Here is a 20,362-nt window from a genome sequence, read left to right as displayed (position 1 = left end):
CACGCGTGTGTGGGAAGTGTATGGGCCACCCGTGCCAGCATTCGATCCTCGGTCGGCTGCCACGGGGGCGGTTCGCCCGAGCTGTGGCGACGCCCCAGGTGACGGCGTCGCCACAAGATCAACCGGCGAGCGGCAGCATCCGCGCGATCTTGATCGTGGTGCTGCCGCCCGCAGCCGGATAGGCGACGCTGCCGTCGGCGTACGCCTTGAGCGCCAGGTAGTCGTGGTCCTTGACCCCGATGGTGAACCGTACGCCCACGGTCTTGCCGGTACCGGAGTCGTAGACCTGCGCGGCGAGCGAGGATCCGGAGGACCAGGCGAGCAGCATGCGGCCGCTGCCGTAGCTCACGAGATGCGGATGGCGGGTGGACGCGGACGTCTTCACGGTCGTGTCGGAGGCGCCGGTGGTGAAGTGTTCGAGGCGCGCTTGGCCGCCCTGGCTCCATGCGGTCCAGTAGCCCTTGGACTTGGCGAGCACGAGGTCGCCGCCGAACAGGGTGCCGTCACAGGTTCCCTTGGCGATGGTCCGATAGGGATTCGGCCGGGCGATGCGGCAGTCGTTGTCGGTGGCGCATACGGTGACGAAGTGGCTGGTCCGCGGATCCCAGACGATCCGGGACGTCCACGCGTGACTACAGCCGACCTCGAAGCTGTCGTGCCCGGACATCAGCGACCCGGACGGGCCGACCACCTGCATCCGGTCACCCTCGTGGATGTCCACACAGGAGCCGTTCTGGACGGTGATCGCCACCCCGAAGTACGCCGCGTAGTTCTTGCCGTCCGAGGCCAGCCGCCCGTGATGCTGGTACCACCAGACGAACCGGGCGCCGTCGTCGTACCCGCCACGACTGCCGGTCAAGTTGGTGACCTGCCGCTCCCACACCTGCTTGCCGTTGTTGTCGAAGCGGATCATGTGCATCGTGTTGCACGGGCTCGACGTGCCGCCGCACAGCGGTCCCGTCTTGCAGTCGCCGCGCCGGGTCAACAGCAGTACGCCCCCGGTTGCGTCCGCCTGGACGTCCTGCAGGTCGATGCCGGTGAAGCTGGTCGGCGTACCGATCAATTTGTCGTCGCAGCCGAGCTTGCCCAGGTAGACCTTGCCGTTCGTGCCCAGCCAGGCGAGCCATGACCCGCCCGACGGGGTCGCGGCGATCGCCATCGGCAACGGCTCGGTGTCTCCTTCGCCGCCGTAGCCCTTGACGGACACGCCGACGTTCACCGTCGTGACCTTCACGACCGGCTTCGCCGACGCCACCCGGCCGCACGGACCCGTGCTCGCCGCCGCCGACGGACTTGCGCTCACTGCGGCGCTCGGGCTCCGGCTCGGATCCAGCGGTGGCGCGTCGCTCGTCGGGCTCGTCGCACCCTGGTTGTCGGCAGCCGGCGTGGCCGCCCCGGACAGCGCCGCGACCAGGGCGAACCCGGTGATGGTGGCGACGGCGGTGGCGGCGAGCGCGAGGAGAAGGGGCTTGCGTACCGGTCGGCGATGCTTCATGCCTGCCTCAAGTCGGTCGACCAACAGGGGACGCGGTTCCCGGTTCCGCGTCGGCCACCCTACCGGAAGCGCTCCCACGCGGTCGCTCCCGGCCCGCTCGGCGCCGCGGAATTGATCTAGGCGAGAAAGGGCGGCCAGAGCAACCGCCTCCCGCCTAGATCAACTCGGCAGCCTCGGATGCTAGCCTCGTCGACTATGCCGTCGTATCTCGAAGACCTGTTCTCGCTGGCCGGACGCACTGCCCTCGTCACGGGCGGCAGCTCCGGCATCGGCTTCGCCATGGCGGAGGCCATGGGCCGCGCCGGTGCGGACGTGGTCCTCGTAGCCCGGCGGGAGAAGGAACTGGCGTCGGCGGCCGGGCAGCTCGCGAGCGCCGGTGTCCAGGTGCGCACGATCAGCGCGGACCTCGCGGAGCGTACGGGGGTCGAGCGGGTCACGAATGCGGCGCCGGACACGGACATCCTGGTCAACTGCGCGGCGAACAACATCCGCCGCCCGATGGACACGCTGACCGACGCCGACTGGGACGTCTCGGTCGCGCTGAACCTCACCGCGCCGTTCCTGCTCGGGCAGCACTACGGTCCGCGGATGGCCGCGCGTGGCTGGGGCCGGATCGTCAACATCGGCTCGCAGCAGACCATCGCCGCGTTCGGCAACAGCGGCGGCTACGGCGTCACCAAGGCCGGCATCGCGGGTCTGACCAGGTCGCAGGCCGAAGCGTGGAGCCCGCACGGGGTCTGCGTCAACACGCTCATCCCGGGCTTCGTGGTCACCCCGCTCACCGCGCCCGCCATGGCGATTCCCGGCCGCGCCGAGGAACTCGCGCAGCGCTCGATGGCTAAGCGCAACGGGCTGCCGCCGGACTTCGCCGGCGCCGCGGTGTTCCTGGCCAGTGGGGCGTCGGCGTATGTCACGGGGCAGATCCTCTACGTGGACGGCGGCTTCTCCGTCCATTAGCGACTTGTACGCGGTGCCGCGCCGCCCAGCCCGGGCGGGCCGGGCGGCGCGGCGCAGGTCACGGCGTCGGATAGTCCGTGATGAAGACGGGCTGGCCGATCCGGGTCGTGTCGGCCGGACCGCCGACGCCGTTGACGACGTGGTCGATCGTCCCGGCGCTGAGGTTGACGGTCATGATGTGGTGCAGCCGTACGCCGGGCCGGTCCGGCACCTCGAACCCGTTCTCGGTGTGGATCGACGGGTTGTTCTGGTTGAAGACGTAGACCCCGGCGCCGTACAGGTTGTGCGTACGCACGTGGTCGCCGACCTTGTATCCGGCGTAGCCCTCGACCGTGCCGTTCATCCAGTCGGCCTGCGTCGGCGGGTCGTAGGGCAGCTCGTTCTGGTACAGGATCGTCGTGCCGCGCTCGCCGTTCCAGACGGTGTTGTACCGCTGGAAGTGCTCGACGAACAGGCCCGTCGCGGTGACGTCGTCGCCGTTGATCACCGCGCCGAACCGGCCGGTGTTGGTGTTCCAGCGCTCGGTGTCGGTGAAGCCCTCGACGCCGTGGTCGCCGCGCCACACCCAGGTGTGGTCGATGAGCACGTGGTCGCTGTTGACCTCCAGCGCCGTGTCCGTCTTGCCGACGTGCGGCCCGCCCACCCGGAAGTACACATCGGACAGCGTGGTCGGGTCGGTCGCCGAGCCCTTGCTGTGCCCGTGCGGCTTGCCGACCCGCAGCAGCACCGGCGACTCGGTGAGTCCGGCGTCGATGGTGACGCCCGCGACGATCACGCCCGGGACGTCGGCGACGTCGAGCGGGATCGCCCCGTCGACCGCCGTGAGGGTGGCGTGCCCGAGCCCGAGGACGACGGTGCCGGGGCGCTTGACCTCGATGCTCCGCGCGATGTCGTAGACGCCCGGGGTGAGCAGCAGGTTCTGGCCGCGGGCCAGGGCGTTGTTGATCTCCTTCACGGAGTCGCCGGGCCGGGCCACGAAGAAGTTCTTCAGCGACGTCGTCCGGCCCGGGGTGATTCCGTCGGCCCACGAGATCCCGCTGCTGTTCGTCCGCGCGGCCGGTACGCGTACCTGGAGGCGGCCCCGCGAATCCGTGAACAGATAGGGCTTCTCGCGGCTGACCGGAGTGGCCGCCAGCGTCGTGTACGGCGGGTCGGGGAACCCGGCCTCGGCGGGCGCGCCGACGACGCCGGAGAAGACCTGGTTCCACACGCCGTTGGACCAGCCGGCGACCTCGCTGTTGCGGATCAGCCACTGCTGCTGCGATCCGTTGACGACGAAGGGCAGACGCGAGTCGGCGATGAAGCCGCCGCTGGCGTACTGAGGCCCGGCGGTGCAGTAGTCCATCAAGGACAGATTCGCGCCACTGATGTTCAGTCGCCGCATCGAGACCGCCTGGGACACCGCCCAGAAGTCGGCCGACGCGCGACAGCCGTCCTGCCCCGCCGAGTCGATCGACAGCGACAGGTTCGACAGCGTACGCCAGAAGTTGACCAGGGCCAGGCAGTTGCCGGTGCCACCGTCGGCGAGGCAGCGGTTGTAGACCTCGACCTTGCCGTTGATGACGACGTCGGACGGGGACGCGCCGAGGCCGGCGATCTCGGTGTAGTACCCGACCTTGATCTGCAGCGGCTGCTCGGCCGTGCCGTAGACGCCGGGCTGGAACAGGAACGCGTACCGGTCGGTGGCCATCTCGGCGTCCACCTGGGCGGTGTGGACGGCGTCGAGGGTGGCCTGGATCTGGCTCACCGGCATGTCCGGGGTGAAGACGGTGACGTTCGGGCCGAGCCAGCCACCGGTCGATCCGGCGGCGGGGGCGGCGGACGCGGTCGCGGCGACGGCGGCCAACGCCGCGAGGCCGAACGCCAGTCTCCGGCGAAGCGGACGTGTGCTCATGGATTCCTCTCGGGACGGAGCTCGAAGAGAGCGCTCTCTTTCGTGGGACTGTTGATCCGCGTGACAGGTTCGGGCGGTGTGAATATTTGTACCCTGCGTCGTCTCTCCGGTCTATAGGTTGTCGCCTCGAACAAACGCGTGGCGCACCTCTCACGACGCTCCCCCGAGTGAATCGGATCGACCGGAGGCGACTACCCTCTGGAAGGATGTCCCCCTCCCCCGCCGAACCGCGTACCATCGCCGGCCGCTATCGCCTGGAAAACGCTCTCGGCCAGGGCGGCATGGGGCGGGTCTGGAGCGCTCGCGACGAGATCCTGGGCCGCGACGTGGCCATCAAGGAGATCGTCCCGCCGCCGGGCCTGACCGACACCGAACGCCAGGAGATGCGGGAACGCTCGCTTCGGGAGGCCCGCGCGATCGCGCGGCTCAATCACCCCAATGTGGTACGCGTCTTCGACGTCGTCCGACCTGAATCCGACGGCGCCAACGGCGATCCCTGGATCGTCATGGAATACGTGCCGTCTCGGTCCCTTCAGGACACGATCACCTCCGACGGTCCGCTGCCGGCGGCGCGGGCCGCGCACGTCGGACTCGAAGTCCTGCACGCCCTGCAGGCGGCGCACCGGGCCGGGGTGATGCATCGGGACGTCAAGCCCGGCAACGTGCTGCTCGGCGAGGACGGCCGCGTCGTGCTCACCGACTTCGGGCTCGCGACGGTCCCGGGCGACCCCAACGTGACGCGTACCGGACTGGTGCTCGGCTCGCCCGCGTACATCTCGCCGGAGCGGGCCAAAGAGGGGACCTCAGGCCCGGAGGCGGACCTGTGGTCCCTCGGGGCCACGATCTTCGCCGCGGTCGAGGGCCAGTCGCCGTACGCCCGCGCGACGGCGATCGCGACGCTGACCGCACTGGCCAGCGAGCCGCCACCACCGGCGAAGAACGCGACGGGCCCGCTGAAGACCGTGCTGACCGGGCTACTGCGTAAGGACCCGGCCAAGCGGATGACGGCCGAGCAGGCCGAGCGGCTGCTGACCCGGGCAGCCGCCCAGGCTGCCCGAGCCGCCGTGCCCGCCGTCGCGGCGCAGCCGGAGCCGACCCGGCTGGACCTGCTGCGTCTCAACCCGGGGACGTCCACTTCGGACGATCCGCCGACGCCTGCGCCACCGGTCACCCCGCCGGCTCCACCGACTCCACCCCGGTTCACTCCTCGCCAACGTTGGTACGCCGTCGCCGCGAGCCTGCTGATCGTGCTCGCCGTCGCGGTGGCGGTGCCGCTGCTCCGGGACCGGGACAACCAGGCCGGCGCGAACGGAAACCCGTCGGCCACCCCGAAACCGTCGCGGGCCGCCTCAGCCTCAGCCTCGCCATCGGCCGCCTCCCCCTCGGCGGCGTCCCCTTCGGCGGCCTCCCCCAGCGCCGCCTCGCCCAGCGTCACGGCGTCCGAAAGCGGCGAACTGCCGGCGGGGTGGCGCCTGTTCAACGGCGAGGACTACTCGATCCCCGTGCCGGACGGCTGGTCCAAGTCGACCGACGGCGGCATGATCCTGTTCCGCGAGCAGGACGGCCTCGGTCGCGTCCTCAGCGTGATGAGTTCTGAGGTCACGACCAGCGACCCGAAGGCGGCCCTGGCCGAGCAGGAAGGCGAGCAGAGCAGCAAGTCGGGGTACGACAAGCTCAAGCTCGACACTGTGGATTATCGCGGCCTCCCCGCCGCCGACTGGGAGTGGCTGTACACCACCGGCAACGGCACCCACATGCACGTCCTGCGCCGGGGGGTCATCGCGAACAACCGCTTCTACACGTTCTCCTGGTATGTGCCGGCCGACGCATGGGCGGCCAACCAGGACGGACTCGGCGTCGTCGCGGGTGGATTCCAGCCTCGCGGGTGACCTGAGCCAACCCTTCACTGCCCCTTACGCGTTTCTTCTCGGGACGGCAACGGACCGAGAGGAGCCCATGGCCAGACGTCGCAAGCCGATCGCGCTCCGCGAACACGCCCGGCTGCACCCGCCTGAGACTGATCACGTCCTGGTGAACGTCTCCGTCGGCCCGTTCGGCGAGGCGATCGCGCTGTGGTCGTCGGCGGCCGGGCGGGAGGCGCTGACCGCCCGCGTCACCGAGCCGAGCGGGGCGTCGTTCCCCGTCACGACCTCACCGCACGGCGTCCGCGCTCGGGTCGTCGCGTACGCCCCGGAGCCGGCGCTCGACCTCACCGTGGCCGACCTGCGGCTGGCCCACTGCCACGTCCAGCCCCTGCCGGGCGACCGGATGCTGTTCGTGGCCGCCCGCTGCCGCCTCGGCTCCGAGGGCGCCGAGGCCAACGCGATGATCGTCACCGCCGATGGCCAGGTGGAACGCACCGGAGTCCTCGGCGACGGCATCGAGCACGTCCAGACCACACCGGCCGGCAAGATCTGGGTCGGCTACTTCGACGAGGGCGTCTACGGCGGCAACGGCTGGCACGCCGGCTCGGTCGAACCCGTCGGCGCGGCCGGGATGGTCCGCTTCAGCGCCCGCCTGCGCCCCGAATGGCGGTTCACCAACGGCGCCGACCCGATCGAGGAGTGCTACGCGCTCAACCTCTCCGGCGAGACCGCGTGGAGCACCTACTACTCCCGGTTCCCCGTCGTCCGGGTCGACGGCGACCGGGTCACGTCCTGGCCCGGCACCGGCAGCGCCGCCCAGGCCATCATCGTCGACGGCACCCGCTGCGCCCTCCTCGGCGGTTACGCCGCCGACCGCGACCGCCTCCTCGCCGGCGACCTGACCCGGGGGCACTTCCGGGCGTACCAGCTGATCCTGCCTGGCAACCGGCGTCTGCCGGGCAACGCCTGGGTGATCGGCCGCGGCCCGCACCTGCACGTCTTCGCGGATTCGGTCTGGTACCGCCTCGACCTCGACGACCTCCACTGAGTCTGGTCAGCGGGGTGCTGGACGTACGGCGGCCAGCGTCTGGACGAACACGCTGTCGACGGAGCCGTTCGCCGGCACAGTCGTCAGCAGGCCCGCGGCCCGGAAGTACACCACCAGCGGCAGCGTCTCCGAGGCGTACACCTTGAGCCGCTCGGCGATGGTGGCCGGCTGGTCGTCGGCGCGCTGAACCAGCTCGCTTCCGCAGTCGTCGCAGCCGTCGGCCCGCGCCGGGTTGAACTCGAGGTGGTAGCTGCGGCGGCAAGCGCCGCACTCGCGGCGGCCCGACAGCCGGCGCACGATCTCGTCCGGCGGGACGGTGAACTCCAGCACGCAGTCCAACCCGGCGGAACCGAGCAGTTCGGTCAACGCCTCGGCCTGCGGCACGGTTCGCGGGAATCCGTCTAGCACGAAGCCCGCCGCCGTGTCAGGACGGGCCAGGCGCTCCGCTACGACACCGACGACGATCTCGTCCGGCACGAGCGTCCCGGCGGCGAGGTGCCGCTGCGCGGCCGCGCTCAGCGGGGTGTCAGCCGACTGCGAGCGGAGGAGGACGCCGGTGGAGATCTGCGGTACGCCGAACTTCCTCGCCAGCAGGTCAGCCTGGGTGCCTTTGCCCGAACCCGGCGGGCCCAGCAGTACCAGCCTCATGCCCAGCATTGTGCGGTGGCTCCCCCGACGACCGCGATGATCGGCATCTTATCGCGTACCGGCGATAATCGGGGCATGCGGTTGGCGGTGGGGTGCGCGATGTGGACGCACAAGGCGTGGCAGGGCCACCTGATGCCGGCCGGCGGGGACCGGCTGCGGGCGTACGCGAGCTGGTGTGACGCCGTGGAGGGGAACACCACGTTCTACGCCACCCCGTCCCGGGCGACCGTCGAGACCTGGGCTCGCCAGGTCGGCGCGGACTTCCGGTTCGTGATGAAGCTGCCGAAGACGATCACGCATGAGCGCCGGTTCCAGGGGGTCGACGAGGAGCTGCGCGGATTCCTGGACGCGATCGAGCCGCTCGGCGGGCGTACGCACGCCTTGTGGTTGCAGTTGCCGGGTTCGTTCGCCCCCGCCGACGTGCCGGCGCTGGAGAGCTTCCTGCGCCGGCTGCCACTGGATCACCGGTACGCCGTCGAAGTGCGCCACCGCGCCTTCTTCGAAGACGCTCGCGCCACTGCGGCGCTGGAAGGCGTACTGGCCGCGGCGGACGCGGAATGGATCCCGTTCGACACGACAGCTTTCTTCCAGGCGGCGCCGACGAGCGACGCGGAGCGGGACGCGTGGGAGAAGAAGCCGCGGATGCCCAAGCGGGAACGGGCGCTGACCAGCCGTCCCGTCCTCCGATACCTCGGCCGGGACGACGCCGAGCGGACCGTCGAAGGCTGGCGACCGTGGCTCGACGTGGTCGCCGGGTGGTTACGGGAAGGCCGGTCGCCGACGGTGTTCATCCACACGCCGGACAACGCCGACGCCCCCGTGCTCGCCCGGCGCTTCCACGACGAGGTACGCGCCCGCGTACCAGAGCTGGAGCCGTTGCCGGAAGCGGAGCCGGTCGAGCAGGGCACGCTTTTCTAGCCTCAGGTGTTTACTGAACGCATGCGTACCGGCCCTCAGTTTCCGCCCGAACAGCCTGAACCGTCACGTCAGACCGGTGGCGCGCGCTGCTCCTGCGGGCATGGAGTCGGATCGCACAGCGCCGCCTCCGGCGCTTGCCAGGAGGTCACCGCGCACTGGCGGGACAGCCACTGGGCGGAGGAGTACGCCGCGACGTCACCGACATGGGTCGGTGACGAGCCGTGCGCGTGCAGCGGCTATGACGGCCCGGGACTTGATCTGCGCGAGCTGGGGTCCGGTGCCGATCGTCGATCGCCCTGATCCGGCTAGGCTCGGGGCATGGCTCTGACAACGCACGACGTCGACCTGTTCGAGGCGGCGCGGCCGCGGCTCGGGGCCATCGCCTACCGGATGCTGGGGTCGGCCGCCGAGGCTGAGGACGCCGTGCAGGAGACCTACCTGCGGTGGCGGACCGTCGACGCCGACCGCATCGAGGTGCCCGAGGCCTGGCTGACGAAGGTGCTCACCAACATCTGCCTCAACCTGCTGACCTCCGCGCGGGCTCGCCGGGAGACCTATGTCGGGCAGTGGCTGCCCGAGCCACTGCTCGCGGGGGATCCGATGCTCGGCCCACTCGAGACCGTCGAGCAGCGCGAATCCGTCTCGTACGCCGTCCTGACCCTGATGGAGCGGTTGTCGCCCAACGAGCGCGCGGTGTACGTGCTGCGTGAGGCGTTCGACTACTCGCACCGGGAGATCGCCGGCATCCTGGACCTCACCGAGGCCGGCAGCCAGCAGTTGTTCCACCGGGCGAAGCAGCACGTCGCCGAGGGCAAGGCCCGGACGCGGGTGGACGACGCGACCGCCCGGCGGATCGTCGACGAGTTCCTGGCCGCCGCGACCAGCGGCAAGACCGAACCGCTGGTGAAGCTCCTGACCCAGGACGTGGTCTCGATCGGCGACGGCGGCGGGAAGGTCCCCGCCCGGGCGAAGGCCTTCGAAGGAGCGGTGGCCGTCGCGAAGTTCCTGCGAGGCCTGTTCCAGCCGTCGGCGGCCAAGCACGCCGTGCTCGGCGGGGCGCCCGAGATCTACGAGTGGACGTCGAACGGCGGCCCGGCCCTCATCGCCACGGTGGACGGCCAGGTGGTCGGCGTCATGTGCCTGGAGGTCACCCCCGACGGCGTCGCGGCGGTCCTCAACCAGGTCAACCCCGACAAGCTGGCGCGGGCGACGGCGTTGTTCGAGGCATCCGACCACGGAGACGCCCTGTTCCAGGCGTGACGGCGGCCTGTGAGCTGCTTCACACGGCGTACCTGTCAGGAAACGGCGAGCTGCCCGGTTCAGGGAGCGAATCCGAATCAGACAGGAGCAAGGACATGCAGCATCGCATCGTCGTCCTCGGCGCCGGCTACTCCGGCGCCATCGCCGCCGGCCGCCTCGCCAAGCGGCTGCACCGTGACGAGGTGGCCATCACTCTGGTGAACGCCGAGCCCGACTTCGTCGAGCGCGTCCGGATGCACCAGGTCGCGACCGGCCAGACCCTCAAGCACCGGCCGTTCCGCGAGATGTTCGCGGGCAGCGGCGTCGACCTCAAGATCGCCAAGGTCACGAACGTCGACGTCGACCGCAAGACCGTGTCCGTCACCGGCTCCAGCGGCGTCGAGACCCTCTCCTACGACACCCTCGTGTACGCGCTGGGCAGCGGCTGGAACGCGCAGGGCGTACCGGGGACGACCGAGTTCGCCGAGGAACTCGCGAGCCGGCCGGGGGCGCTTCGCCTGCGCCAACGGCTCACCGCGCTAGGGGCCGGGCAGCCGGTCGCAGTCGTCGGCGGTGGCCTGACCGGTGTGGAAGCGGTCACCGAGATCGCCGAGGCTCGGCCGGACCTGGACATCAGCCTGGTGGTCCGGGGCGCTCTCGGCGACTGGCTCTCCGCGAAGGGGCAGGACCACCTGCGCGAGGTCCTCGGCAAGCTGGGCATCACCGTGCACGAGCACGCCGAGGTGACCCAGGTCGCGGCCGACACCGTCGCGACTGCCGACGGACGGTCGATCCCGGCCGCCGTCACCTTGTGGACCGCCGGGTTCGCCGTGCACCCCATCGCAGCGGCGACGACGCTCGACGTCACCGCGACCGGGCAGATCGTGGTCGACGACACGATGCGCTCGGTCTCCCACCCCGACGTGTACGCCGTCGGCGACGCCGCGTACGCGATGGGCGTCGGCGACAAGCCGCTGCGCATGTCCTGCGCCTCCGGTACGCCGATGGCCTGGCAGGCGGCGGACTCGATCGCGGCCCGGCTGACCGGCGGGAAGATGCCGCACGCGCCGTTGAAGTACTTCAATCAGTGCATCTCGCTGGGTCGCAAGGAGGGCCTGATCCAGTACGTCACCGGCGACGACCGGTCGGTGAACGCCGTCCTCACCGGCCGGATCGCCGCCGTCTACAAGGAACTCGTCTGCAAGGGCGCCGCCTGGGGCGTGGCGAACCCGACCCTCGGCATGCCGACCCGCCGCCGCCACGTCATCAGCGAGGCGGCAGCGGGCAGCGCCATCGAAGCCCTCGCCTGACCGAGTTGATCAGGGTGGGTCAGCGGAGCGGGGTGGGGAGGGGGCGGTGGTGGAGGACGACGAGACCCGCCACCGCCCGGGTGAGCGACACGTAGAGCCGGGCGTACCCGCGGGGTTCGGCTGCCACGATGTCGGCCGGTTCGACCACCACGACGTGGTCGTATTCCAGGCCCTTGACCAGGCTGGCCGGCACCAGCGCCACCCCGTCCGGGACGACCGGCGCCAGGGCGGGAAGCGACGCGTCGGCGGCGATGACGGCCACCGTGCTGCCCTCGGGCGCCGCCGCGACCGCCTCGCGTACGCCGTCGGCCAGGTCGGCGACGGGCTGGATCGTCAGCGAACCACCGTCCCGATAGGACTGTGTCGGGGCGATCCCGGGCGCGAGGAAGCCCGCGGCGTACGAGGAGATCGCCTCTGGGACCCGGTATCCGGTGTTCAGCTCCAGGGTGTGCGCCTCCCGGCGGCCCAATCGGAGCAGGAGGTCCGGCCAGGCCGGCGCGGCCAGCGGATGGGTCGCCTGGCCGAGGTCGCCGACGATCGTCATCGAGGCGTACTCGGAGCGGCGGGCGATCATCCGGCACTCCAACGGCGACAGATCCTGCGCCTCGTCGAGGATGACGTGGGCGTACGGCGGTTCCACGGGAGCCTCGTCCGCCTCCTGGACGGGCAGCGGATCGGCGAGCACGGGAACGTAGCCGTCCTCGCCGTACGGGTCGAAGCCGTCGATCCAGCTGACGACCTTGTGCCCCTCGCGCAGGACGACCGCCTCGGCCCAGCGCTGGGCGGCCAGGATCGCGTCGTTGTCGATGCTCGGCCCGGCATTGGCGATCGGCGTCGGATGACCTGGGGCGTACAGGTTCCAGCCGTCGTTGAGGCTGATGCTGAGCACGAACGTCTCGACCACCTGTGGCCCCGTGGTCAGTTCGCGCAGCCGGGCGGCGGGCGCGGCGGGCCGAGCCTTGCGCGGCGGCTCGCCGAGCATCAGCGACAGCTCGTCGAGCAGCGGGACGTCGTCCACGGACCAGTCGTTGTTCACGTGGTAGGACTCGGACAACGTCGTCGCCTCGGCCGGGGTCAACCCGGTGATCCGTTCGACGTCGAGCAGCCAGGACAGCACCGGGGCCGGGCGCAGCGGCGGCCACCACGCGGCCAGGAAACGCTGGAACTCGGGCCGGTCCACGACGTCCTCGAGGAAGAGGTCGCGCTCCAGCGCGGGCTTATCCAGTTTGGACCACAACGCCGCCGCCAGCTCAGCTGAGGCGATGGCGGCCGCGCCGTTGGGCGGCACCGACTCCGCCTGCCCCTGTCGGCGTACCCGTTGGCGAACAGTGGTGAGCTCCGCGGTCGTGAGGATCAGCACCTGGCCGGAGTAGACGAGTTTGAGCCGGTCGGGCGCCTCGGGTGGGGTCTGCCACATGAGATCGGCGAGGACCGCGAGCATCCGCACGTCGCCCTTGACCGCTGCCACCGCCGCGTTGTCGCGCCGAGTGGCCGTGACGCCGGGGGCCAGCTCGCCCAGTGCCCGCAGGTGAACGCTGTCCTCGCCCAGTGCGGGCAGGACGCGGCTGATGTAGGTGGTGAACACCGTGGACGGACCGACCACCAGGACCCGCCCGTCGGCGAACTTGCCGCGATCGGTGTAGAGCAGGTACGCCGCCCGGTGCAGCGCGACCTGCGTCTTGCCGGTGCCGGGACCGCCGGTGATCAGCGTGACGCCGCGCGCAGGCGCCCGGATCGCCTCGTCCTGCTCCTTCTGGATGGTGGTGACGATGTCGCGCATCTGCGGCCCGCGCGATCGGCGCAGCGCCGCGAGCAACGCGCCTTCCCCGAGTACGCGCAGGTCACCGGCCCGGTCGGGGGTCAGCACGTCGTCGTCGAGATCGATCACCTCCGAGCCCCGGCTGATGATGACGCGACGGCGGACCACGCCGAGCGGGTCGCCGGTGGTCGCCCGGTAGAACGGCGCGGCCGCCGGGGCGCGCCAGTCCACGAGCAGCGGCTCCATGTCGTCGTCGCGCAGGCCCAGGCGCCCGATGTGGTACGCCTCGCCGTCGTCGAAGTCGAGCCGGCCGAAGACCAGCCCCTCGGCCTCGGCGTCCAGTGAGCGCAGTTGCGCGCTGGCGCGGTGGACCATGGCGTCCCGTTCGACGAGACCGGTCTTCGGGCCGGCAGCGGCTCGGCCGTACGCCTCGTGCTCCAGTTCCTTGGCTTGGGCCCGGACGAACTCGACTCGTTCGTAGACCCGATCGACGTGCTCCTGCTCGGCTTCGATCTCCAGTGTTCTGGCGTCAGGCACAGTGCTCCCCGGTGCTGAGATTGCGGGACCTGACGAGCATATGGGCAGTTCACGCGCTAAAAATCGTCATTCGGGGCGATTCGCGAGGCCGCCTCTCTCCCATATACTGAAAAGGGCAGGGGGGATCGCTACCCCTTTTTCACCGCTCGGACGACTGCGTCGTGCAGGGTCACCTGGTTCCCGTCGGGATCGGTGAACGGGCGTCCCGGGTTGGTCGCCTCGATCTCCCACTCATCGACGTCGAGCGTGGTCGCCAGCTGCTCGGCGGTGTTCATCAAGACCGCCACATGCGCCGGACGCTGGATCGCCTCGATGTCCGACGGGTGATGCCCGACGATCAAGATCGTCCCGCCCGGCTTGACCGCGTCCGCCAAGCGCCGGTGCAGCGCCTGGAGGTCGTCCCACGGCAGGTGCACGAAATGCGCCGCCACCAGGTCGTACGCCGCCTTCTCCGGCGCCCAGGTGAAGATGTCGGCCTGCTGCCAGGTGAGCTGGTCGGCGAGGTCGGGACCCGCCGCCTCGGCCGCCCGCCGCAACGCGACCTCGGAGATGTCCACGCCGGTGACCCGCCAGCCCTGGCGTGCGAGCCAGATGGCGTCGGCGCCCTCGCCGCTGCCGACGTCCAGCGCCCTGCCGGGCGTCAGGTCGGACGCGACGGTGACGAGGTGCGGGTTCGGGTTCCCGCTCCACACGCGGTCGGCCGAGCCGTACCGCTCGTCCCAGTAGGTCGCCGTGAACATCTCGGCGTGATCGTGATCATGCTGGCCGTGATCGTGGTGGCCGTGGTCGTGCTGGCCGTGGTCGTGGCTGTGATCGTGCTCCATGTCTTCAGCCTGCCTGGACTGGAGCCGCCCCGCCACGATTGTTGCCGATTCGGCAACGCAGCCTCGGGCTTCGATTTCGGTCTAGTCCACAACGCCTGCGATTGCGTTGACGCGCCGAGCCTTCGGCATTACGGTCATGTCCCAAAATCACATTGGAGGGACGCATGAGGCGTATTGTGGCGCTGATCCTGCTAGCCGGACTGGCGGTCGCCCCAACTCAGGCGGCCGCCGCGGCGTCGGCCTGTGATCCACCGGGGTACCAGACGTTCGGGCCGGCCTCCGTCACCGGCGCCATCGTCGGCGCAGCCGTCCATGATGGACACGCGTACGTGGTGACCCGGGGGCTCAAGCCGCCGATCGTCGCCGAGATCGATCTCGCCACCCGGACGGTGGTCCGCCAGTCGGCGATCCCGGACGGGCCGGCGACCGGCGAACCGGAAGGCGCGTGGGCGACCACCATCTCCGGCGGGCAGCTCTACATCGGCACGTATGCGGTGCCCGACCTCTACCGGATGGACCTGGCGACCGGCGTCGTGACGCGACTCTTCTCGCTGGGCGTCAACGGCGGCTTCATCTGGAGCCTGACCACCGCACCCGACGGCAAGGTGTACGCCGGAACCTACCCCGACGGCAAGGTCTGGGAGTACGACCCGGCGACCGGGGCCGCGCCGCGGAACTTCGGCGTACTGGCGACGGGTGAACGCTATGTCCGGGCTGTCGCGGCCGACGCCGGCAGCGTGTACGCCGGACTCCTCGACAAGCACAAGCTAATGGCGATCGACCGGGCGACCGGGGCGTCCCGGGTGCTCGCCGACGGTGGCACCGGATTCGGCGCGGTCGCCGTCGCCGGGGATCGCGTCCTCGGCGCCAGCGGCACCGTGCTCTTCGATGTGCGTACCGACGGAGGCGACCTGAGGACCACGGACCTGGCGGCGCTGGGCCTGGACTCGATCGACTCGATCGCGATGGACAGCGACGGGAGCGCGGTGGTCTCCACGCGCCCGAACGGCGTGATCTACCGATACCGCGCCGGCACGCTGACCCCGATGGGCACGCCGCGGCTCGGCGAGGAGACGCGACTGCTGGTCCCCTCCGCCGGTACGCTCACCGGCTTCTCGGGCAGCGGCGGCTTCTGGACGATGGACCCGGCCACCGGGGCGACCCGGTTCACCGACCTGATCGAGGCGGGCCTGACGCCCGGCTCCGAACGACCGCAGTCGATCCTGCTCCAGCCGAACCGGTACCTGTACGTCGGCGGCCACTTCTCGATCACCGTTCGCGACCTGCGAACGGGCTCCCAGCGACGCGTCTGGGTGCCCGGTGAGCCGAAGGCGCTGGCCCGCCGGGGCAACGAGGTGTTCGCGGCGATCTACCCGAGCGGGCAGCTCATCGCGCTCGACCCGCGCGACGACTCGATCCGGAGCCTGGGTTACCTCGGCGACGGCCAGAAGCGGCCGTGGGACCTGGAGTACGACCCCAAGACCGACAAGCTGCTCGTCGCGACCGCGCCGCTGGGCGCGGAACTGCAAGGTGCGCTGTCCATCGTGGATCCCGACACCGGCGAGAAGCAGGTCTACAAGAACGTCATCCCGGACGAGAGCCTCTACAGCCTGACCGTCGACTCCGAGGCCGGCGTCGTCTACCTCGGCGGGGCCGTCCTCGGCGGCGGCGGTAAGCCCGCCACGAAGACGGCCGCCTCGGTCGCCGCGTTCGACCTCACCACCCGCAAGGTGCTCTGGCAGGTCGACCCGGTGGCCGGCTACAAGACCCTTCAGGACATCAAGGTCTACGACGGCGTGCTGTACGGCGTCTACAAGCGTACGACCAGCTGGTTCGCGATGGACCTGGCGACCCGGACGGTCACGGGCTCCGGCCCGCTGACCACGTACGGCGAGATCGAGGTGCATCGCGGACGGGTGTTCGCCAGCACCTTCAACGCCCAGGGCGCGGGCGAGGTGCACCTGCTCGGGACGACCTCCGCCACCAAGCTCGCCAGCGGGCTCGGGATGGAGTGGTACACGAACCCGCAGCTCGCCTTCGAGCCCGGATCGTGGGACGCCTGGACGCTCGTCGGCCGGGATCTGGCTCGCGTACGCCTCGACCCTGCCTGCCCCGCGTTCACCCCGTAGCCGCTCCGCCGGCGCTCCCGCCCGCCCCGCTGGCTCTCCCGCCCGCCCCGCTGGCGCTCCCGCCCGCCCCGCTGGCGCTCGCGTTGAGCGCTGGATCATGGATATGCATGCGATCTTGGGCCAAGATCCCATGCATATCCCTGATCTGCCGCAAACGGCGGCTCCACAGCGACAGGAGGTGGCGGCGGCGGGCCGATATCGAGCGACGTCAACCGTGACAAGAGGTGCCCGCCATTAGGGGCTAGATTCGGACCGGACCGTAAGTTACAGTGCCTCCACACCACCCGAGAGGACGCGACATGCAACTTCGCAAGGCTGTGTCGGCCGTCGCCGTCGCATCGTTGACGGCGCTGCTGGCCGCGTGCGGCGGCGGAGGCGACTCCGGCGACGACAAGGCCACGGTCACCATGTGGATCTACCCCGTCGTCGTCGACGAGACCCAGCACCGCGCGTACTGGTCCCAGACGGTCGACGCGTTCAAGGCACAGAACCCCAATATCGACGTCAAGGTCGAGATCTTCCCGTGGGCCAACCGCGACGAGTCGTTGACCACGGCGATCGCCGGGAACAAGGGTCCCGACGTCGTCTACCTGATCCCGGACCAGATCCCCAAGTACGCCACCGCGATCGAGCCGATGGACTCACACCTCGACGCCTCGGCCAAGGCCGACTACCTCGAGAACGTGACCAAGTCGGTCACTATGGACAACAAGCTCATGGGCGCGCCGATCCTCACCTCGGCGTTGTCGTTGCTCTGCAACAAGAAGGTGTTCGCGGCGGCCGGGCAGACGGCGTACCCGAAGACCTGGGACGACGTGAAGGCGATGGCCCCGGCGTTCAAGGCCAAGGGCTACGACATGATCTCCTACGACGGCGACGTGAAGACCACGCTGAACGTGACCTTCTACCCGTTGCTCTGGCAGGCCGGCGGGGACGTCTTCGCCGCCGACGGCAAGTCGGTCGCCTTCGACCAGGCGCCCGGCGTACAGGCCCTCACCTTCCTGAAGGACATGGTGGACGGCGGCTACATCAACAAGGGCCCGGTCACCACCAGCCCGGCGATCGAGCAGAGCCGGCTGGCCCAGAACAAGGTGGCCTGTTCCTGGAGCGTCACCCCGGCCGACGTCACGAAGTTCTGGGGCAAGGACAACATCCAGGTCCTGCCGCCGCTGACCAACGCCAAGCAGGTCACCTACGGCACCGTCGGCTCGCTGGTGATGCTGAAGGGGTCGAAGAACAAGACGGCCGCCGCCAAGTGGGTCAACTTCGCCACCTCCGCCGCCAACGTGAAGACGTACGACACGGCGTCGGGCTTCTTCTCGCCGATCAAGTCCACCGGCGCCCTGTACGCCAACGACCCGGTGCTGGCCGAGGCCGAGAAGAACACGCAGTACGCCACGGTCGGCCCGCTGCAGGTGAAGTCCCGGGACGTGATGGGCGCCCTGGCGCCGGAGATCCAGGCCGCGCTGCTGGGCCAGAAGACTCCGGAGCAGGCGCTCAAGGACGCGGCGAAGGCCGCCAACGCGATGCTGGGCTAACCGGATGACCACCACCGCCTCGGCGCGCGAGCCTGCCGCGACGAGCCCCGCCCCGGCGCGCAAGCGCGCCGGGGCACGGTTCTTCCGGCCCGAGGCACGCAACGGCCTGCTGCTCGTGCTTCCCTGTTTCCTCTTGTTCGTGCTCTTCCGGTTCGGCCCGGCGATCGCCGGGGGCATCCTGAGCTTCACCGACTACACGCTCGGCGGCGAGACCGAGTGGACCGGTCTGGCCAACTTCGAGCGGCTCGTCCACGACGATCGGTTCTGGGACTCGTTGCGGGTCACCGTCGTCTACTCGTTGCTCGCCGTGCCCGGTTCGATCATCGTCTCCGTCGCGATGGCGATGCTCGTCCGCCGGACCTTCCGGGGCGTACGCCTGTTCCGGTCGATCTTCTTCCTGCCCGTCGTCACCAGCCTGGTGCTCGCCGGCATCATCTTCACCTGGATCTTCAGCGAGGACGGCCCGTGGTCGTCACTGCTGCGCTCGGTCGGCTTCGAGGGCGGCTCGTGGCTGGCCGACAGCGTCCTCGTGTTGCCGGCGCTGGTCGTGGTCAGCATCTGGACCCGGTTCGGCTACGGCATGCTGATCGTCCTGGCCCGGTTGCAGGACATCCCCCGGGAGCTGGAGGAGGCCGCACACGTCGACGGGGCCGGCCCGTGGCAGACCTTCCGGCACATCATCCTGCCTCAGCTCAAGCCGGCACTGTTCTTCCTGGGCGTGCTGGAGACGACGGTCGCCTTCCAGGCGTTCGACACGATCTGGGTGATGACCGGCGGCGGCCCCGGCCGGGCCAGCCGGACCCTGGTCATCGAGCTGTACGACCAGGGCTTCCGCAACTTCGACCAGGACTACGCGGCGACCATCGGGGTGGCGCTGTTCGTGATGACCCTCGTCGTCGCGCTGATCCAACGCCTGATCATGGGGAGGGACAAGTGAGCGGACTCCGCAAAGCGGGACGGGCGACCGTCCTGTTCCTCGCCGCCATCGTGACGCTGTTCCCGTTCTACGCGATGCTCGTGCTCTCGTTCAAGCCGATCGGCCCGGTGACGCTGCCGGGCAGCCTGCTGCCGGGCGGGCTGTCGCTGGAGGCGTACGAGCAGGTCCTGGGCACGGCGAGCCTGGCGCGCTGGCTGCTCAACACCGCCGTGTACGCGATCGTCTCCGTGGTCGGCGTCCTCGCGTTGTCGATGCTCGCCGGGTACGCCTTCGCGAAGAAGCGCTTCCCCGGCAAGGAGACCATGTTCTGGTCCTTCGTCGCGATGCTGATGGTGCCCTATCACGTGACCCTGATCCCGCTGTTCATCCTGATCGCGGACTGGGGCGGGGTGGACACCTACTGGGGTCTGATCATCCCGACGCTGGCCAACGCGCAGGCCGTCTTCCTGATGCGCCAGTTCATCAGCACGCTGCCGGACGAGTTGTTCGAGGCGGCCCGCCTCGACGGCTGCGGCGAGCTGCGCATCCTGTGGTCGCTGGTGTTGCCGCTGACCAAGCCGATCCTGGCCACCCTCGGCGTGTTCATCTTCCTGTGGCACTGGAACGACTATCTGTGGCCGCTGGTCATCGGGCAGAGCGAGGAGATGCGCACACTCACCGTCGGCATCGCCTCGTTGCAGGCAGAGCGGGTTCCGCTGAACGTGGTCATGGCCGGTTCGGTCGTCGCGTTCGTGCCGATCTTCATGGCGTACCTGATCGGGCAGCGGTATTTCGTCGAGGGCGTCACGACCACGGGCATGAAGGGATGATCGCGGTCGACGTCCCGCCGGGACTTCGGGAGCTGTTCTTTCCCGACGACCTGTGGGCTCGGCTGCGCGCCTTGGGGCCGCTCACCGATCGGCTCACGGCCGACACGACGGTCGCGGTGACGAGCTGGCCGTCGCCGCCGGTCTCGGCCGATCTGCTCGCAGCGTCGCCGCGACTGGGCCTGGTCGCGCATACGGGGGCGACGCTACGGCCCTACGTCACCGACGAGGCGTTCGCCCACGGCGTGCGCTTCACCCAGGCGGGGGCCGCGATGGCCCACGCCGTCGCGGAGCAGGCGCTCGCGCTCACCTTGGCGCTGCTGCACCGCGTACACCGATTCGACCACGCCCTGCGTACCGGGGTCGCCTGGACGGCGGCCAAGCAGGCCCCGCCTCGCCGCGAGCTGCGGGACTACCCGGTGGGCGTGATCGGAGCGTCGCGCACCGGCCGGGCTTAC

Annotated in this window: 16 protein-coding genes; 11 read left to right on the top strand and 5 right to left on the bottom strand. The window is 70.1% G+C overall.

The annotated features are described in order from the left end of the window. Nucleotides 1-118: 118 nt before the first annotated feature. Nucleotides 119-1,495, bottom strand: a complete 1,377-nt coding sequence (locus tag AB0M47_RS31680) for a hypothetical protein (protein WP_363420531.1) — start codon at nt 1,493-1,495, stop codon at nt 119-121. Nucleotides 1,496-1,690: 195 nt separating this feature from the next. Here AB0M47_RS31680 and AB0M47_RS31675 point away from each other — a divergent pair, with 195 nt between their 5' ends. After that, nucleotides 1,691-2,452 (top strand): SDR family oxidoreductase, encoded by a 762-nt coding sequence (locus AB0M47_RS31675; RefSeq protein WP_363420529.1) that lies wholly within the window; start codon nt 1,691-1,693, stop codon nt 2,450-2,452. A 58-nt stretch (nt 2,453-2,510) separates the two neighbouring features. On the opposite strand, the gene AB0M47_RS31670 is transcribed toward AB0M47_RS31675, so the two are convergent. Next, nucleotides 2,511-4,346 (bottom strand): adenylyl cyclase, encoded by a 1,836-nt coding sequence (locus AB0M47_RS31670; protein ID WP_363420527.1) that lies wholly within the window; start codon nt 4,344-4,346, stop codon nt 2,511-2,513. Nucleotides 4,347-4,552: 206 nt separating this feature from the next. Between AB0M47_RS31670 and AB0M47_RS31665 the strand changes: the two genes are divergently transcribed. Together AB0M47_RS31665 and AB0M47_RS31660 are read left to right on the top strand one after the other, a co-directional pair. Then, a complete protein-coding gene (locus AB0M47_RS31665) occupies nt 4,553-6,235 on the top strand; it encodes a serine/threonine-protein kinase (protein ID WP_363420526.1) in 1,683 nt (560 codons plus the stop codon). A 67-nt stretch (nt 6,236-6,302) separates the two neighbouring features. Beyond that, on the top strand, nt 6,303-7,259 hold the full coding sequence (locus AB0M47_RS31660; RefSeq protein ID WP_363420524.1) for a hypothetical protein: 957 nt from the start codon (nt 6,303-6,305) through the stop codon (nt 7,257-7,259). 6 nt (nt 7,260-7,265) lie between these two features. On the opposite strand, the gene AB0M47_RS31655 is transcribed toward AB0M47_RS31660, so the two are convergent. Then, a complete protein-coding gene (locus tag AB0M47_RS31655; RefSeq protein WP_363420522.1) occupies nt 7,266-7,907 on the bottom strand; it encodes an adenylate kinase in 642 nt (213 codons plus the stop codon). 99 nt (nt 7,908-8,006) lie between these two features. Between AB0M47_RS31655 and AB0M47_RS31650 the strand changes: the two genes are divergently transcribed. From AB0M47_RS31650 to AB0M47_RS31640, 3 genes are all read left to right on the top strand, one after another. Next, a complete protein-coding gene (locus tag AB0M47_RS31650) occupies nt 8,007-8,825 on the top strand; it encodes a DUF72 domain-containing protein (RefSeq protein WP_363420543.1) in 819 nt (272 codons plus the stop codon). Nucleotides 8,826-9,143: 318 nt separating this feature from the next. Then, complete coding sequence (gene sigJ / locus AB0M47_RS31645; RefSeq protein ID WP_363420520.1) at nt 9,144-10,085, top strand: RNA polymerase sigma factor SigJ; 942 nt, start codon at nt 9,144-9,146, stop codon at nt 10,083-10,085. 95 nt (nt 10,086-10,180) lie between these two features. Further along, nucleotides 10,181-11,374 (top strand): FAD-dependent oxidoreductase, encoded by a 1,194-nt coding sequence (locus tag AB0M47_RS31640; protein WP_363420518.1) that lies wholly within the window; start codon nt 10,181-10,183, stop codon nt 11,372-11,374. 19 nt (nt 11,375-11,393) lie between these two features. On the opposite strand, the gene AB0M47_RS31635 is transcribed toward AB0M47_RS31640, so the two are convergent. Together AB0M47_RS31635 and AB0M47_RS31630 are read right to left on the bottom strand one after the other, a co-directional pair. Beyond that, nucleotides 11,394-13,670, bottom strand: coding sequence for a UvrD-helicase domain-containing protein (locus AB0M47_RS31635; protein WP_363420516.1), 2,277 nt, complete (start codon nt 13,668-13,670; stop codon nt 11,394-11,396). A 128-nt stretch (nt 13,671-13,798) separates the two neighbouring features. Continuing rightward, on the bottom strand, nt 13,799-14,410 hold the full coding sequence (locus tag AB0M47_RS31630; RefSeq protein ID WP_363420541.1) for a class I SAM-dependent methyltransferase: 612 nt from the start codon (nt 14,408-14,410) through the stop codon (nt 13,799-13,801). A 248-nt stretch (nt 14,411-14,658) separates the two neighbouring features. Here AB0M47_RS31630 and AB0M47_RS31625 point away from each other — a divergent pair, with 248 nt between their 5' ends. The 5 genes from AB0M47_RS31625 to AB0M47_RS31605 form a co-directional block, all read left to right on the top strand. After that, nucleotides 14,659-16,623: a hypothetical protein gene (locus tag AB0M47_RS31625; RefSeq protein ID WP_363420514.1), complete on the top strand. Its 1,965-nt coding sequence runs from the start codon at nt 14,659-14,661 to the stop codon at nt 16,621-16,623. 299 nt (nt 16,624-16,922) lie between these two features. Continuing rightward, entirely contained in the window at nt 16,923-18,161 is a 1,239-nt protein-coding gene (locus AB0M47_RS31620) for a sugar ABC transporter substrate-binding protein (protein ID WP_363420512.1), read from the top strand. Nucleotides 18,162-18,165: 4 nt separating this feature from the next. Then, entirely contained in the window at nt 18,166-19,098 is a 933-nt protein-coding gene (locus AB0M47_RS31615; protein WP_363420510.1) for a sugar ABC transporter permease, read from the top strand. After that, a complete protein-coding gene (locus tag AB0M47_RS31610) occupies nt 19,095-19,907 on the top strand; it encodes a carbohydrate ABC transporter permease (RefSeq protein WP_363420508.1) in 813 nt (270 codons plus the stop codon). Before AB0M47_RS31615 ends, AB0M47_RS31610 begins: the two co-directional genes overlap by 4 nt. Beyond that, nucleotides 19,904-20,362, top strand: a 459-nt coding sequence (locus AB0M47_RS31605; RefSeq protein WP_363420506.1) for a hypothetical protein, incomplete at its 3' end; no start/stop codon positions are given. The genes AB0M47_RS31610 and AB0M47_RS31605, both read left to right, overlap by 4 nt.

Source organism: Hamadaea sp. NPDC051192 (assembly GCF_040682475.1).
GTDB lineage: Bacteria > Actinomycetota > Actinomycetes > Mycobacteriales > Micromonosporaceae > Hamadaea > Hamadaea flava.
The sequence above is the reverse complement of the archived record's forward strand: the minus strand, read 5'-3'. Positions and strand labels throughout refer to the sequence as shown.